Origin of the sequence: Mesorhizobium sp. CA10 (assembly GCF_020165285.1) — a bacterium.
GTDB lineage: Bacteria > Pseudomonadota > Alphaproteobacteria > Rhizobiales > Rhizobiaceae > Mesorhizobium.
Map to the genome: position 1 here is coordinate 117,445 of NZ_JAIUHV010000010.1, position 13,437 is coordinate 130,881.

The window sequence follows — 13,437 nt, forward strand, 5'->3', positions numbered from 1 at the left end:
GACCCGGCGAAGCCGGGCTGGAACGTGCAGGCTCCACGACAGGCGCGCTTGTCGCCAGGATGGAATCGGCGACCGGAAGCAGCCTGCCGCATGATCGCGCCACCCATTCTCACCGCGAGCCGGCTTGGGCTTATCGTGACGCCGGACATGTTGCCCGGCGGCGATGGGATCAACATCAACGGGCCGTCGCTGATCGGCATGCCGGACTGGGCGCCGGGGCGGCTGGGCGCCTACTATCTCTATTTCGCCGACCACGGGGGTTCCTATATCCGCCTCGCCTACGCCGATTCGATCGAAGGCCCGTGGCGCATCCATCCCGGCGGGGTACTATCTCTCGCTCAATGTCCGTTCATCAAAGGCCACATCGCGTCTCCCGACGTTCATGTCGATCAGCGGAATCGCCGCTTCGTTATGTATTTTCACGGACCGGCAAAAGGCGGAGAAGGCCAGACGACCTTTGCCGCGACATCCGGTGACGGCCTTCATTTCAATCCGCTTTCCGAGCCGCTCGGGCCTTCCTATGCCCGGTTCTTCCGCCACGATCAGTGGTGGTACGGTCTTCTCGGGACAGAAGCCATCACCGTCTTCCGCTCCAGGACCGGCATCTCCGATTTCGAACGGGGTGCGGTCGTTCTGTCCGGCATGAAGCATCTTCCCACCCCGCGGCATCTTGCACTGCAGAAATCCGGTCGCTGGCTGCGGGTCTTTTACACGCGCAGGGGCGACGCGCCGGAACGGATACTTCACGGCACGATCGATCTCGCCGAGGACTGGAGAGGCTGGACGGTCAAAGGCGAGACCGAACTGCTGCGACCGCAGACGGACTTCGAAGGCGCGGGCTTGCCGGTTTGCCCCAGCCGGGACGGACCGGCCGAAGGCGCGGAGAACGCGTTGCGCGACCCTGCGATTTTCGAGGAGAGAGGCCGCATCTGGCTGCTCTACGCCGTTGCCGGAGAGAGCGGCATCGCCTTGGCCGAGATCACGTCGAGGGACGTTCCTGGCAAAGCAGCCCGGATGCCGGCGACCACTCTACGCCGTGGCGCAAGACGACTGTTCTGGCGATTGCGCAAGGCTGCGCCCCGGCTGCCCTCTGCAATGACGTTTCGCAAAAGAATCTTCATTGCCGGCTGTGCTCGCAGCGGAACCACGCTAAGCCGTCGTTTGATGGCGTGTTTCGACGATATCTATGTTCATAGGGACGAAGCGCCGTATCAGGCGCTGCTCGAACTGGATCGCCCCGAAGTCAATCTGGTCGTCAAACGCACCTATGAGAGCCATAAGGACATCGAGCATCTGCCTGGCTCGGTCGGATTGATCTATTGCGTGCGGCATCCTTTCGACGTGCTCACAAGCTCCCATCCAGAGACGGTGAACGAACGGCGTTTTCACGTAACGACCGAGCGCTGGGAGGCGGAGTATGACGGGTTGACGCGCCTTAGAAAGGCTCAACCCGAAAGAGCCGTTTTCTATCTGCGCTATGAGGAATTGATCGCCGAACCCGATATCGTCCAGGGCAGGATCGCCCGGTCGTTCGGTCTGTCACCGGTCACGCTTTACAGCCGCGATGCGGACAATCCGATACGGCCGACGTCGCTGAGAAAATGGGAGCGCAATGAAGAATTCCAGACCTACCTGCATGGCCTGCCAGCGGCGTTCCTCGCCCGCGTGGAGAGCTTCTGCCACGAATTCGGCTACGAAATGCCGGCCTACACCTTGAACGCGGGAACGGCGCGGTAATGCCGGCGCAGGCAGTGAGCATCCGGGCCGAGGATCACAAGCGGCGCGTCCTGAAGGATGTGTTCGGCTTCGACGATTTTCGCCCCGGGCAGGCGACCGTGATCGAGGCGTTGCTGTCCGGGCGGCATGTGCTGGCGGTGATGCCGACAGGCGCCGGCAAATCGCTCTGCTATCAGGTTCCGGCGCTGGTCAAAGGCGGGCTTACCATCGTGGTGTCGCCGCTGGTGGCGCTGATGCAGGACCAGGTCGCCGCCTTGCGCCTTGCCGGCGTGGCCGCCGACACCATCAATTCCTCGCTCGACCGCGACGCCAATGTCGCTGCTTGGCGCCGCGTGGCGTCCGGGCAGACGCGGCTGCTCTATATGGCGCCGGAGCGGCTGATGACGGAGCGGATGCTCGAAGCCCTGTCCCGGCTCGATGTCGGCCTGATCGCCATCGACGAGGCGCATTGCATCTCGCAATGGGGACCGGCCTTCCGGCGCGAATATGAAGACCTGTCGCAATTGCGCGGCGTGTTTCCGCAGGTGCCCATCATCGCGCTGACGGCGACGGCGGACGAGGCCACGCGCGCCGACATCGAAGCGCGGCTGTTTGCCGGGCGCGCCGAAACCCTGGTGCTGGGCTTCGACCGGCCCAATATCAAGCTGGCGATAGAGCCCAAGCAGGACAGCAAGCGCCAGCTGCTGCGCTTCATCGAGCGTCACCAGGGCAAGAGCGGCATCATCTATTGCCTGTCGCGCCGCAAGACGGAAGAAATGGCGGCTTTCCTGGAGAAGAACGGCGTGCGCGCGCTCGCCTACCATGCCGGCATGAGCAAGGACGCGCGGGAGGCGAACCAGAACACCTTCATGAGCCTGTCGGGCGTCGTCATGGTGGCGACCATCGCCTTCGGCATGGGCATCGACAAGCCCGACGTCGCCTATGTCTTCCACACCGACCTGCCCGGCAGCCTCGAGGCCTATTACCAGGAGATCGGCCGCGCCGGCCGCGATGGCCGGGCGGCGGAAGCGCACATGCTCTACGGCGCCGGCGACATCCGCACGCGCCGGATGTTCATCGACGACGAGGATACCTCGCCCGAGCACAAAAGGCGGGCGCATCGCCGGCTCGACACGCTGATCGGCTATTGCGAGACGGCGCAGTGCCGGCGCCAGGTGCTGCTCGGCTATTTCGGCGAGGAGGCGCAAGCCTGCGGCAATTGCGACAACTGCCTCGACCAGGCGCCGCGCGCCGATGGCGGGACGGAGGCGCGGATCATCCTCGCGGCAGTCGCGCAGAGCGGCGAGCGCTTCGGCGCCGCCCATGTCATCGATATCCTGCTCGGCCATGAGACCGAAAAGGTGCTGGCCAGAGGCCATCAGACGCTCGCCAGCTTCAGGACCGGCATCATGCACCGGAAGCCGGTCTGGCTGTCGCTCATCCGGCAACTTGTCGCCGGCGGCTTCCTGGTGCCGGATCCCGACGGCCATGGCGGCCTCGCCATCTCGGAAAGCGGCCGCGCGCTCGGCCGCGGCGAGGTTGCGTTCGAGTATCGTGTCGAAGGCCGGGACCGTCTGGCGCGCGGCAGGAAGCGTGCCGCGCAAGGCTCTGCCACGGGCGAGAGCGTGGACACTTCCTTGCTGGCCGCGCTCAAGACGCTGCGGCTGCGGCTCGCCAAGGAACGCCAGGTGCCGGCCTATGTGGTGTTTTCCGACCGCACCCTGATCGACATGGCCGAGCGCCGTCCGCGCGACCTCGACGACTTCGCCGAAGTGAACGGCGTGGGTGCAGCGAAGCTCAAGGAGTTCGGCGAGGCGTTCTTGAGTGCGATCGCGGCGCACCCGTCAGAAAGCTGACAACACGCACGTCTCAGCCTACTGCCGCCGGAGTCTGCCGCTTAACCCACGCCGTGGACGGCCTGAACCATGGCGTTTACGGCTTCAACGGGCTGCAGGCCAGCTTCGCGCACCAGCGTGCGCCAGGTGAAGAAGCTCAGCGCCACGCGCAGCATCGCTCGCTGGCTGCCGCCAAGGCCTTCGCCGAGCACTGCCTGGCAGGTCGCGAAATACGGGCCGATGCTCGTCTCGACAGCCTCCCGGGTTGGCGGGTGATGTTCGGCGTCGCGCAACACGCTGGCCACCACGCTTTCATTGCGCCCGTACCACTCGTAGATCGCCAGCAGCGCGATCCGCATCCGTTCGCCTGGGTCGGCCACAACTCGCCACGGCTCCGGGCTCGGCAGCGGATGCGTCTCGATGTGCGTGCTCGAGCAGGCCTGCAGCAGGCTGCGCTCGTCAGGGAAGTGGGCGTAGAGCGTGTGTCGCTGAACGCCGGCGCGCTCGGCGACCAAGCTGAAGGTCGTTGCTGCGGGACCAACGCTACCGTGCAGGTCGATCGCAGCTTCGACGATGCGCCGCCGGGTTTCCGCCTGCTGCTCGGCACGGCGTTTAAGGGTGTATTTGCGGGTCATATATTTAAATGCACACGAATGTGCACCCATTGTTGACAGGGCTCTAATATTTCGCTACACACATATGTACTTCGATTTTGGTCGAAGTCCAGCCCTGGGTAACCGGGAGAGGGAACGCAACCATTGTTTTGGAGGAGATTCCATGGAAACGAAAATCGACGAAATCGCCGAGGGCATCTACCGCCTATCGACCTATGTATCGGACATTGCTCCGCCCGTCGGCTTCACCTTCAACCAGTTCCTGGTCATGGGCGATGAGCCGCTCATGTTCCACACCGGTCTGCGGAAGATGTTCGCGCTCAACCGCGACGCGCTTGCCCGCATCATCCCGCCGGAGCGTCTTCGCTGGATTGGATTTGGCCATTTCGAATCCGACGAATGCGGCGCCATGAACGAATGGCTCACCGTTGCGCCGCAAGCAACGGCCGCGCACGGACAGACAGGCGTCTACGTGTCGCTCAACGATTTCGCGGATCGTGCGCCGCGGGTGCTGAAGGATGGCGAGGTGATCGACATCGGCGGCGGCAAGCGCGTGCGCTTCATCGATACACCGCACACGCCGCATGGTTGGGACGCCGGCGTCATATACGAGGAATCGACCGGCACCCTGCTCTGCGGCGATCTGTTCACCCAACTCGGCAACGACCGCGCGCTGACCGACGGCGATGTTGTCGGCCCGGCGATCGCCGCCGAGGATCTGTTCAAATATTCGGCACTCAATCCCGGCATGGGCACGACCATCCGCGAGCTTGCCAAGCTCGCGCCACGCACTCTGGCGCTCATGCACGGCCCGTCATTTTCCGGCGACGGGGCTGCGGCCCTGCGGGCGCTTGCCGAGGACTACGACCGCCGTGTCTCGGCTCAGATGGCCGAAGCCATGCAGAGGCTGGCAGCATGAGCGCGTCCGTAGAGGGCACAAAGACGGACTGCCGGATCACCGGCGTTTGCGGCCGTCAGGGGCGCACCTGCCCGAACGCCGGCTTCCTATGCCGCATCCTGCTTCGGGCTCAGGATGTCAGTCCTGCGAAGGGCGCCGCGCGAATGCGTAACCTGAAATGAATGAGCGGCCTCCTTCGCCAAGGCTTCGGAGGCCATCTTCGCGAAGGATCGCCAATCAGCTGGCAAGGCAACATTTCTTGAATTTCTTGCCGCTTCCACAAGGGCACGGATCGTTGCGCCCGACGTCGCGCCAGGGGTTGGTGGCCGGTGTGACGCTGGTGAAGGCCAGGTCCAGCCGTGAGGCTTGCCCATCCTCGTCCTCGTCAAGATCGAATTCGTCGTCGCCGAACTCGAAGTCGTCGTCATCGTCAAGGCCGCGGGTCCAATCCAGCGCCACAAGGACATCCTCGATGTAACTCAGACTGGCGCGATCGAACCGGCCGATGTCGCCCGGTTGCTGCTCGGCTTCCCGCAGGTCGCTTTCGAAATCACTGCGTTCAAGCGCATCTTCCGGGATCAGGCCCTCATCCCAAGCGCTGTAGGCAAGCGGAACGAGGTCTCGCAAGGCAAGCATCGCGATGGCTTGCAGCCAGCCGACCCACACGTAATCCCAGTCGTCGGCCAGCCTCTCCCTGTAGAACCGTTCCACGAAATCCCTTGTCCGGTCGCGCTCGATGCGACCTTCCCAGGTCAAAAAGGTCACCGCGCCAAACGCCGAATCGCGGATGAATTCGTCGCCGGAGCGTTCGGCAATGATGTCGAACAGCGCGCCGGCGTCGCCGTCGAATACGCCTACGATGATGCGCGACAAGGTTTCGGTTATGGCGTCGCCAAGCAGCCGGTCGGCTTCCTTCCCAGGGCGGCGCAGCAGACGCAGCAAAGCTTGGCATGCCTGGGTGTCGCGGGCGCCGCCGAGGATATACACGCCCCTGAAGAGCAGCATCTCTTCATCGTCCGACAAAGGCTGTCCGTTGGCGGCGCGTTCAAGGACCATGCGCAGCGCAGGCGCTGATTCTTCTATCCTGATCGTGCAGACCGCGATTGCGAGATCCGGCACCTGCCGTTCAGTCGCCACGGCATGGAGATAGCGGTCTATCGGAAACAGTTTGAAGTCGCTGCTGTCGTCGGAAAGCAGCTTTTCCAGATCTTCTTTTTTCATCGCGTCCAGTCGCGTCGATGGAGCCCCGGCCCGGCGGTATGCTACCGATCCCCAGCCACACACTTGTGTCAATCCTGAGAGCGAGGATGAGCGAATACCAATATTATGAATTCCAGGCGGTCGACCGTCCCCTTGGCAGCGCGGATCGCCAAGTGCTACGCGATTTGTCATCGCGGGCGCGAATCACCGCCACAAGCTTCACCAATTTCTACGAGTGGGGGGATTTCAAAGGCGATCCGGACGAGCTCATGGAGCGCTGGTTCGATCTTCATCTTTATTGGGCCAATTGGGGTTCCCGCCGCCTGATGATCAAGCTGCCGGCTCGGCTGGTTGATCGGGATCGCGTGGACGCCTTCCTTGGAGCGACCGGCGACGTCATGCTCAGGGTCGCTGGTGAGAACATCATTATAAGCATCGCGCGCGACGAGTTGGAGTTCGAGTACCTGGACGACGACGACTCAGGTTGGCTCTCGGCCTTGGCGCCGTTGCGGGCCGACTTGCTCGCCGGCGATCTTCGGCTTTTCTACCTACTTTGGTTGATGGCTGTCGAAGCGGACGCGATTGAACCCGATGAGCCGGAGCCGATGCCGGGAATCGGACCGCTGACCGAGGCGCTCGAAGCGTTCGCCGAGTTCTTCGGCATCGACCGCGATCTCGTCCAGGCGGCGGCTGAGCGAAGCGCGACAACGGGTCCCGGTGGCGCGGCACCGGATATCGCCCGGCGGGTGGTCGCGGCGATGAGCGACGTCGAGAAAACCAGTCTGCTCATGCGGGTTTTCAATGGCGAGCCGAATATGTCCGCCGAGTTGCGGGCCACGATTCGGGCACGTCTGGAACCCGAAACGACAATCTCGCCTGCCCCTTTGCGCACAGCAGCGGATCTGCAGGCGCGGGCCGAAGAAATCCGGCTTTCCCGCAAGCGCGCCGAGGCGGAGCTGGCGGAAGCGCAGCGGCGACTGCAAGCGGAAGCGGCTGAGAAGGCCCGCGATATCCGGGTCGAGGTCCTTCGCCAGCGGGGTGAAAACGTCTGGGAAGAGGTGGAGGTCGAGATCGGGCGGCGCAACCCTGCCGGCTACGATAAAGCAGCGGCGCTCCTTTCCGATTTATTGGCGCTTGCCGAAAAACAGGGCAGCACCGAGGATTTCCGTCTCCGGCTTCAGTCGCTCCGGGAGCGCCACGCAGGGAAGGGGCGCTTCCTCGAACGCCTGGTGGCGCTGGGATAGGTCTTGCAAGGGAGCCGGCTAACGCCAAAGGCACACCCGGACCTCCTTCCCGACATAGCAGGCGCCCTCGCGGCGAAGTTCTCCCCAATCGCCTGCCTCGCCGTGCGTGTCGCGAATGTCCGCGTTCGCATAGCCCGCCCAAAGATCGCCGTCCTTGTAGACAACCGCCCAGTAATCTTTCGACATTTCACCGGCCCCGCTATGCGTGTCGGGATAGTCGATGCCTGCGAAAACCTGACGAGGCCCCTGGACATTGAAATCGCCGCCCTTCTCGATTTGGTAGGAGCATCTTCCAGAGATGCGGGTCTCACCATGAACGACCAGCAGGCAGCGGCCCCATCTATAGCCGCTCGGCAGTCGATGCTGTGGTTGCGCGTGCGAAGGTGAAGGGAAAAAGGCAATTGCCAGGGCAACGGCGAAAGCTCGCCCGATCATCCTATCACCCGTTGTGAGACAGTGACCGGATATTCTTAGATTTCGCCCCGAGCGCATGTGGTCCTCTGCGCAACGACCCCCTGAGATCATGGGATTATCGATCACGGTCGGATTTTTGTCACCCGAGGGCCGCGGGATTTCATCTGCAGGCCGATGGGGCAGGTGAGGGGGATGTAGGGAAAGCTCCGAGTCGCCCTCCTTCGCTAAAGCTTCGGAGGGCATCCTGCTTCGCGCGGAAAGGAATTCGCTGGACCTGTCCTGCGAAGCGCGCAGCGCGAAGCAGTATGGCGGAGAGGGAGTCCGCCAAACTATCATCCACGATTGCACTCTACCGTCCTTCAACCTATTGAAAATAGGTGATTTTTCTTTACATATCGGCTTCTACTATCTACCATTGTTCCCCGTTATCCCCACTCGAAAATGGGGAAGGAATTGGGGAAGCAATGGCCCGTACTCTTCAAAAGCTCTCTGACGCCAAAGCTAAGTCAGACTCGCTCAAGCATGGCCGCCACAGCGACGGTGGCGGGCTCTACCTCAACGTCTCGCCGTCGGGTTCGAAATCCTGGCTCTTCATGTGGGTCAGGAACGGCAAACGGCGGGAAATGGGTTTTGGTGCATATCCGGCTATTACGCTGGCCAGCGCCCGAAAAAGAGCTGGCGAATACCGGGCTGCGGTCGCGGAAGGCCGCGATCCGATTGCCGAGAAGGCGAAGGAAGCGGAACCGAGTTTCGGCGAATGCGCCGACAAGCTTCTCGCTTCGATGGAGCCGTCTTGGCGGAACGATAAGCACCGCGCTCAATGGCGGATGACGTTGACTGAGTACTGCGGGACCATTCGCTCGAAAAAAGTTTCGGAAGTCGGCACGGACGAGGTGCTGGAAGTCCTTCTGCCGATCTGGAGCACCAAACCGGAGACGGCATCCCGGCTTCGTGGCCGAATTGAGCGGGTCCTTGACTATGCCAAGGCCAAGGGATGGCGCACAGGCGAAAACCCTGCCTTGTGGCGGGGTCATCTCAAGAACGTCCTCCCGGCCCGCCAAAAGCTTTCTAGGGGGCATCATGCGGCCATGCCTTATGTCGAAGTGCCGGCTTTCCTGAAGCGTCTTCGCAATGCCGAAGCCATGGCGGCAAGGGCACTGGAATTTCTCATTCTGACCGCAGCCCGCTCTGGTGAAGTCTATGGTGCCGAATGGTCCGAGTTTGATCTCGATAAAGGCATGTGGATCATTCCGGCCGGGCGGATGAAGGCTGCTGCGGAGCACCGGGTTCCCCTCTCGGCACGGGCGTTGGCCATCGTCAAATCACTGCATGAAAGCCGGGTGTCTAAGAAGTACGTCTTCCCTGGTCAGCGGACAGATTGTCCTCTGTCGTCATCGGCGATGGAAATGCTCATGAGGCGTATGAAGGTTGACGCCTACACTGTACATGGGTTCCGGTCCGCATTTCGAGATTGGGCGGGTGACGAAACGGGCTTTCCGCGTGAGATAGCGGAGGCTGCGCTGGCTCATCGAGTAGGTGATGCCACCGAGCGAGCATATCGGCGGGCCGATGCCGTGGAGAGACGCCGTAAATTGATGACGGCCTGGGCAGAATTTTTGAACAAGCGCGGTATTGCCCACTAAGGCGCATTTGAACATTGCTGGTTGGCTAATTACCGAGTCTGCAACAAGCCCGTGCTTGTTTAATCACTCACTATCCGGCCTCGATATCGAGGGCAGAGCATCGTGAAGGCTGACGCAGCAAAAATGCCCCCAGAGGCACAGTTGTTTTCAACGGGCATCCTGAAGGACATCTGCCCCAACTTGATCGTGCCTCTACTGCAGTTTGCTTCCGCATCAATGGCGTGGCCCAGAAGGCTCGCTTTCGTGTCGCGAATGCATTCTTCAGGCGAGGCGTAGCCACCCTGATTCACGTATCCTTCGTGGCATGCATTGACGATATCCGGCTCCGTGAATTTTGCCGTCGCGCGTGCGTGTTTCGTGCCGACGCCGGCGATCTTGATGACAGTCGCAGGCGGCTCTATGCAGCTTCTCTGCAACTCGGCACCCGATGCCCCAGTAGCCGTTAACAAAGCGAGGCCGGCAGCGAGAAGGGTAGCTCTCGTCTGGAACAATTGTTGCGACACCACCGGAGCCAAAAGCGCTTCCCGATACGGTGCGGGTCTGTCTAAGGCCTGCCCCGGCATGTTTCGCTCTCCTCGCACCGACTGTTGGCTGCGAAGCTGCGCTCAAGCGCAAGCCACCGTCAAGCGATACTTGGATCAAAGGCCTCCTCCCAGGGCAGCGGTCAGATTGTCCGCCTGCCTAAGCCGCTCTTGCCATCGCATAGGTTATGGAACCGCACGGGTTGTCGTCTTGTCGATGTAACGAGAAGCGCTGTGCCCTTACAGGCAGGGGCCGGCTTTGTCGACTCTGCGTGTGAGCGCCGAAAAACAGCAGATAGTCTTCTGACTAAATGAGATTATCGGTCCTTAGATAATAACGGATCGACCTACTGCTTGTCGGCGCCAGCTTTCCCTTTTTGGTGACTTTGCAATCCGTCAATATACCTGATAGTCTATTGTTGGACAGGTTTGATTCTCAATGAAGATTGAACCTTTCCCTCCTGGCTGACCACGTGGTCGTCCAGATGCCTGGCCAAAGTAGAAAATTTCATAGGGAATTTTCGGACTTGGCCTCTTAACTCCGGACAAACATGAATGGCGACCCCCGCTTTGGAGGATCGGCCAATTGTTCGGAAGAACTCACTGCTGCTCAGTTCTGGAGTGATCCATGCATTCCATGGAAAATTGGCGGAACGCCTATACCATAAAAGAATTTTCCCGCATTTACGGCGTTAGCCGCTCCTTCATCTATAAGGAAGTTGCGCGGGGGAACCTCGAATTCAGGAAGGCCGGCAGGCGCACTCTGATCCTCTCTCATGTTGCGGACCAGTGGCTCCAGTCCCTGCCCATCGGCGCCGTACGGCAGAAAGGCGTGGACCGGAAAGACGAGAGCGATCCCTGCACTTCGCCCGTTGCCGGTCGAGCGCGGTCGTCCTCTGGGTATAGGAGCCGCTGATGATCGACGTCGATCCCATCAACGCCGCTGCTCTCAATGCCCTTCCTACGCTCTTTTCCGGATTACTGCCCGAGGGCGGCAACCAGGGGCGCTGCTGGGTCGCCTGCAATCCCGGCTACGTGAAAATCAGCCCGAAACGGGCCGCTTGGCGCAAGTGCGGCATTGAGGACGGACTCGCGTACCTGTCCCGGGGCCGGAGAGCGTAGATCATGGGCACACTTTCCGATCCCTTCCTTGCACATGTCGAGGCAATTGCCATCAAGCTCCTCGGCGCGCCAAACTACCGCTCTCGGAACGAAATGCGTTGGGGCAACAAGGGCAGCCTGAGCGTAAAGATAGGTGGCTCTCGCGCCGGACACTTTTTCGATTTCGAGGCAGGACAAGGCGGCGACATCATCGATCTTGTCCGGTTCATCGAAGGGCTCGACAGGCCCCGTGCTCTGAACTGGTTGCGTTGTTTCGTCGGCGCGCCGGCGCCCATTGCGATCGTCAGGCCGGTTGCTTCGAACGTTCCGCCGCAGGTCTGGTCAGAGAAGGCCCAGGCGATCTGGAATAGTTCGGTGCCGCTGGCGGGCACTCTGGGAGAGACTTACCTGAGGAGCCGCAGCTGCTTTGTGCCGAACGCTTCGGACATTCGGTTCTTGCCGGGCGACATCCGTCCCCCCGCCCTTGTCGCACGTGTCACTAACTTCGAAACTGGCGAGCCGATGACGCTTGCCTTTGTCCGGCTCGACCCCCAGACAGGTAGAAAAGCGGAGATGGTTGGCGCGAAATCTAGTCTGTCTGGCCACCGTAAGAGTGGCGGCGTTGTGCGCCTGTCGCGGGCCGTGGAGGTCGGTGGCCGGCTGGGTGTGGCTGAGGGTATCGAAACAGCGATGACGGTGATCGCCGAAGGGCATGGCCCGGTATGGGCTGCCCTAGGGGCCGACAACCTGAAGCGGTTGCTCCCTTCCGTCAAATTCGGTGAACTCGTTATCTGGGGCGACAATGACCAGGCAGGGCGCAACGCCGCTATGTCAATGGCGGATCGCTGGAGGGATGCGGGGCACTTGGTCCGTATCGCGCTCCCTCCCGATCCCGGAAGGGATTGGAACGATGTCGTCATGGCCGTGGCGGAGTATGGCGGATGAGCGCGATCCCTAAGCCTGAGGCCATTCCCCCGTTCGAACGCAATCCGCTCCCGGATCGAGATACAGAACGTCATGGCCGTATCCGGCTGGTGCCGTTTGACGCGCCGGTCAAGCTGTTGCACCGCCCGTATGTCGTGCAAGATCTCATCTATGAGAAGACCACCTTCCTGATCTACGGGGCTCCGCAAGCTGGCAAGTCGTTCGCTGCCCTTGATCTCGTCTTGTCGGTCAGTGGCGGAATCCCTTGGATGGGGTGTGCGACCGACGAGGGTCTCGCTGTCTACGTCGCCAGCGAGGGTCGTGATGGCATTCTTATGCGCACGGCTGGCTGGAAAGCCGTACACTCGGGCACGAGCATGTTGAATGCTCTCCACCTGCAAGGCGGCGATTTCAAACTCCTGGAAGACGCCTATGTCGATGACCTAATCGCAGAGGTCAACAGGCTTCAGCGAGACCAGACGATTTCTTGTAAGTTGATCGTCATCGACACGTTGAGCAGCGCTATTCCCGGTGCCGACGAGAACAACCAGGCGACGATGTCAACCGTTATGAGCCATCTGCGGCGCATCACCGATAAGACGGGGGCCGCTGTTGGCCTCGTGCATCATGTCCCGAAAGGGAATTCGCGCGAGCCTAGGGGCAACAACGTCCTAGTTGCGGGCATGGACACCAGTCTGCTCGTTACGGACCAATCTGGCCAGAGGGTGATGGAAGTTGTCAAGCAGCGCGATGGCGCCACCGGCAAGAAGATCTATTTCAACTTGGCGGAACAAGCTATCCCTTGCGATGGCGGTAAGATCATCAACACCTGTGTGCCTATTCTTCAGCAAGGGACTGCTCTCCGGAACGACAAATCGAGCAATTTGCAGGGAACAGCGACCGCGCTCTTGAAACTCGCCATCGACCTTGCGCCCAACACTGACAAATATCGCGCAGCCGCGCAGGGTGACGAGATTGTGCTCGATCTCGCCACGTTGAAGGACCGGGCCCACACCAGCCTTTATGCCGACGCAAACTCGGAGGACGCGAAACGCAAGAGGTTCGCGCGGGATCTTCAAAGACTCAAGGATATCGGGAAGATCCGGTCAGAGGGAAAGAGCATCTTAATTGTCGGCTCGTCAGAAATCGTCACTTCGGCGATCACTGGTCCTTCTCCCGGCCGGGCCTCGATCACCGGACAGACGGACGGACAGGACACACCCCTTTAGGGGTGTCCGGTCCGACCGATGTCCGGGCGAGGTGAAATCTCCCTTGCAGGGAATATGTCCAATGTAAATGATCAACCTCAACCGATAAGCTTCATCGG

The 13,437-nt window shown here is 61.2% G+C and carries 13 protein-coding genes; 9 read left to right on the forward strand and 4 right to left on the reverse strand.

Going from position 1 to position 13,437, the window contains the following annotated elements; all coding sequences use genetic code 11:
- Positions 1-90 precede the first annotated feature (90 nt).
- Together LB535_RS20810 and recQ are read left to right on the forward strand one after the other, a co-directional pair.
- A complete protein-coding gene (locus tag LB535_RS20810; protein WP_224633518.1) occupies positions 91-1,737 on the forward strand; it encodes a hypothetical protein in 1,647 nt (548 codons plus the stop codon).
- Positions 1,737-3,572: a DNA helicase RecQ gene (gene recQ, locus LB535_RS20815; protein ID WP_224633519.1), complete on the forward strand. Its 1,836-nt coding sequence runs from the start codon at positions 1,737-1,739 to the stop codon at positions 3,570-3,572. The genes LB535_RS20810 and recQ overlap by 1 nt, the downstream gene beginning before the upstream one ends.
- Positions 3,573-3,613: 41 nt before the next feature.
- Here recQ and LB535_RS20820 read toward each other — a convergent pair whose 3' ends face one another.
- On the reverse strand, positions 3,614-4,186 hold the full coding sequence (locus LB535_RS20820) for a TetR/AcrR family transcriptional regulator (protein WP_224633520.1): 573 nt from the start codon (positions 4,184-4,186) through the stop codon (positions 3,614-3,616).
- A gap of 142 nt (positions 4,187-4,328) precedes the next feature.
- On the opposite strand from LB535_RS20820, the gene LB535_RS20825 reads away from it, so the two are divergent.
- Positions 4,329-5,084, forward strand: coding sequence for an MBL fold metallo-hydrolase (locus tag LB535_RS20825; protein WP_224633521.1), 756 nt, complete (start codon positions 4,329-4,331; stop codon positions 5,082-5,084).
- Positions 5,085-5,300: 216 nt separating this feature from the next.
- Here LB535_RS20825 and LB535_RS20830 read toward each other — a convergent pair whose 3' ends face one another.
- Positions 5,301-6,284, reverse strand: a complete 984-nt coding sequence (locus LB535_RS20830; protein ID WP_224633522.1) for a DUF1186 domain-containing protein — start codon at positions 6,282-6,284, stop codon at positions 5,301-5,303.
- An 86-nt stretch (positions 6,285-6,370) separates the two neighbouring features.
- Here LB535_RS20830 and LB535_RS20835 point away from each other — a divergent pair, with 86 nt between their 5' ends.
- Positions 6,371-7,507 (forward strand): hypothetical protein, encoded by a 1,137-nt coding sequence (locus tag LB535_RS20835; protein WP_224633523.1) that lies wholly within the window; start codon positions 6,371-6,373, stop codon positions 7,505-7,507.
- Positions 7,508-7,525: 18 nt separating this feature from the next.
- Here the strand turns inward: LB535_RS20835 and LB535_RS20840 are convergent, their stop codons facing one another.
- Positions 7,526-7,942, reverse strand: a complete 417-nt coding sequence (locus LB535_RS20840) for a hypothetical protein (protein WP_224633524.1) — start codon at positions 7,940-7,942, stop codon at positions 7,526-7,528.
- A 443-nt stretch (positions 7,943-8,385) separates the two neighbouring features.
- Here LB535_RS20840 and LB535_RS20845 point away from each other — a divergent pair, with 443 nt between their 5' ends.
- On the forward strand, positions 8,386-9,564 hold the full coding sequence (locus tag LB535_RS20845) for a tyrosine-type recombinase/integrase (RefSeq protein ID WP_224633525.1): 1,179 nt from the start codon (positions 8,386-8,388) through the stop codon (positions 9,562-9,564).
- A 59-nt stretch (positions 9,565-9,623) separates the two neighbouring features.
- Here LB535_RS20845 and LB535_RS20850 read toward each other — a convergent pair whose 3' ends face one another.
- On the reverse strand, positions 9,624-10,127 hold the full coding sequence (locus LB535_RS20850) for a hypothetical protein (protein WP_224633526.1): 504 nt from the start codon (positions 10,125-10,127) through the stop codon (positions 9,624-9,626).
- Positions 10,128-10,722: 595 nt separating this feature from the next.
- Here LB535_RS20850 and LB535_RS29100 point away from each other — a divergent pair.
- The 4 genes from LB535_RS29100 to LB535_RS20870 are packed head-to-tail and all read left to right on the forward strand — an operon-like array spanning position 10,723 to position 13,339.
- The gene (locus tag LB535_RS29100) at positions 10,723-11,001 is read left to right on the forward strand and encodes a helix-turn-helix domain-containing protein (protein ID WP_224633606.1); all 279 of its coding nucleotides are present in this window, start codon (positions 10,723-10,725) and stop codon (positions 10,999-11,001) included.
- Positions 11,001-11,207 (forward strand): hypothetical protein, encoded by a 207-nt coding sequence (locus LB535_RS20860; RefSeq protein ID WP_224633527.1) that lies wholly within the window; start codon positions 11,001-11,003, stop codon positions 11,205-11,207. The genes LB535_RS29100 and LB535_RS20860 overlap by 1 nt, the downstream gene beginning before the upstream one ends.
- Before the next feature lie 3 nt (positions 11,208-11,210).
- Positions 11,211-12,131 (forward strand): toprim domain-containing protein, encoded by a 921-nt coding sequence (locus LB535_RS20865; RefSeq protein WP_224633528.1) that lies wholly within the window; start codon positions 11,211-11,213, stop codon positions 12,129-12,131.
- Positions 12,128-13,339 carry an AAA family ATPase gene (locus LB535_RS20870; RefSeq protein WP_224633529.1) on the forward strand — a complete coding sequence of 404 codons (1,212 nt, stop codon included), beginning with the start codon at positions 12,128-12,130 and terminating at the stop codon, positions 13,337-13,339. Before LB535_RS20865 ends, LB535_RS20870 begins: the two co-directional genes overlap by 4 nt.
- Positions 13,340-13,437 lie beyond the last annotated feature (98 nt).

What these genes read in the sequence shown, in the direction of transcription:
- LB535_RS20810 (WP_224633518.1), top strand. Translation starts at nt 91, where the DNA reads ATGATCGCGCCACCCATTCTCACCGCGAGCCGGCTTGGGCTTATCGTG.
- recQ (WP_224633519.1), top strand. Translation starts at nt 1,737, where the DNA reads ATGCCGGCGCAGGCAGTGAGCATCCGGGCCGAGGATCACAAGCGGCGC.
- LB535_RS20820 (WP_224633520.1), bottom strand. Translation starts at nt 4,186, where the DNA reads ATGACCCGCAAATACACCCTTAAACGCCGTGCCGAGCAGCAGGCGGAA.
- LB535_RS20825 (WP_224633521.1), top strand. Translation starts at nt 4,329, where the DNA reads ATGGAAACGAAAATCGACGAAATCGCCGAGGGCATCTACCGCCTATCG.
- LB535_RS20830 (WP_224633522.1), bottom strand. Translation starts at nt 6,284, where the DNA reads ATGAAAAAAGAAGATCTGGAAAAGCTGCTTTCCGACGACAGCAGCGAC.
- LB535_RS20835 (WP_224633523.1), top strand. Translation starts at nt 6,371, where the DNA reads ATGAGCGAATACCAATATTATGAATTCCAGGCGGTCGACCGTCCCCTT.
- LB535_RS20840 (WP_224633524.1), bottom strand. Translation starts at nt 7,942, where the DNA reads ATGATCGGGCGAGCTTTCGCCGTTGCCCTGGCAATTGCCTTTTTCCCT.
- LB535_RS20845 (WP_224633525.1), top strand. Translation starts at nt 8,386, where the DNA reads ATGGCCCGTACTCTTCAAAAGCTCTCTGACGCCAAAGCTAAGTCAGAC.
- LB535_RS20850 (WP_224633526.1), bottom strand. Translation starts at nt 10,127, where the DNA reads ATGCCGGGGCAGGCCTTAGACAGACCCGCACCGTATCGGGAAGCGCTT.
- LB535_RS29100 (WP_224633606.1), top strand. Translation starts at nt 10,723, where the DNA reads ATGGAAAATTGGCGGAACGCCTATACCATAAAAGAATTTTCCCGCATT.
- LB535_RS20860 (WP_224633527.1), top strand. Translation starts at nt 11,001, where the DNA reads ATGATCGACGTCGATCCCATCAACGCCGCTGCTCTCAATGCCCTTCCT.
- LB535_RS20865 (WP_224633528.1), top strand. Translation starts at nt 11,211, where the DNA reads ATGGGCACACTTTCCGATCCCTTCCTTGCACATGTCGAGGCAATTGCC.
- LB535_RS20870 (WP_224633529.1), top strand. Translation starts at nt 12,128, where the DNA reads ATGAGCGCGATCCCTAAGCCTGAGGCCATTCCCCCGTTCGAACGCAAT.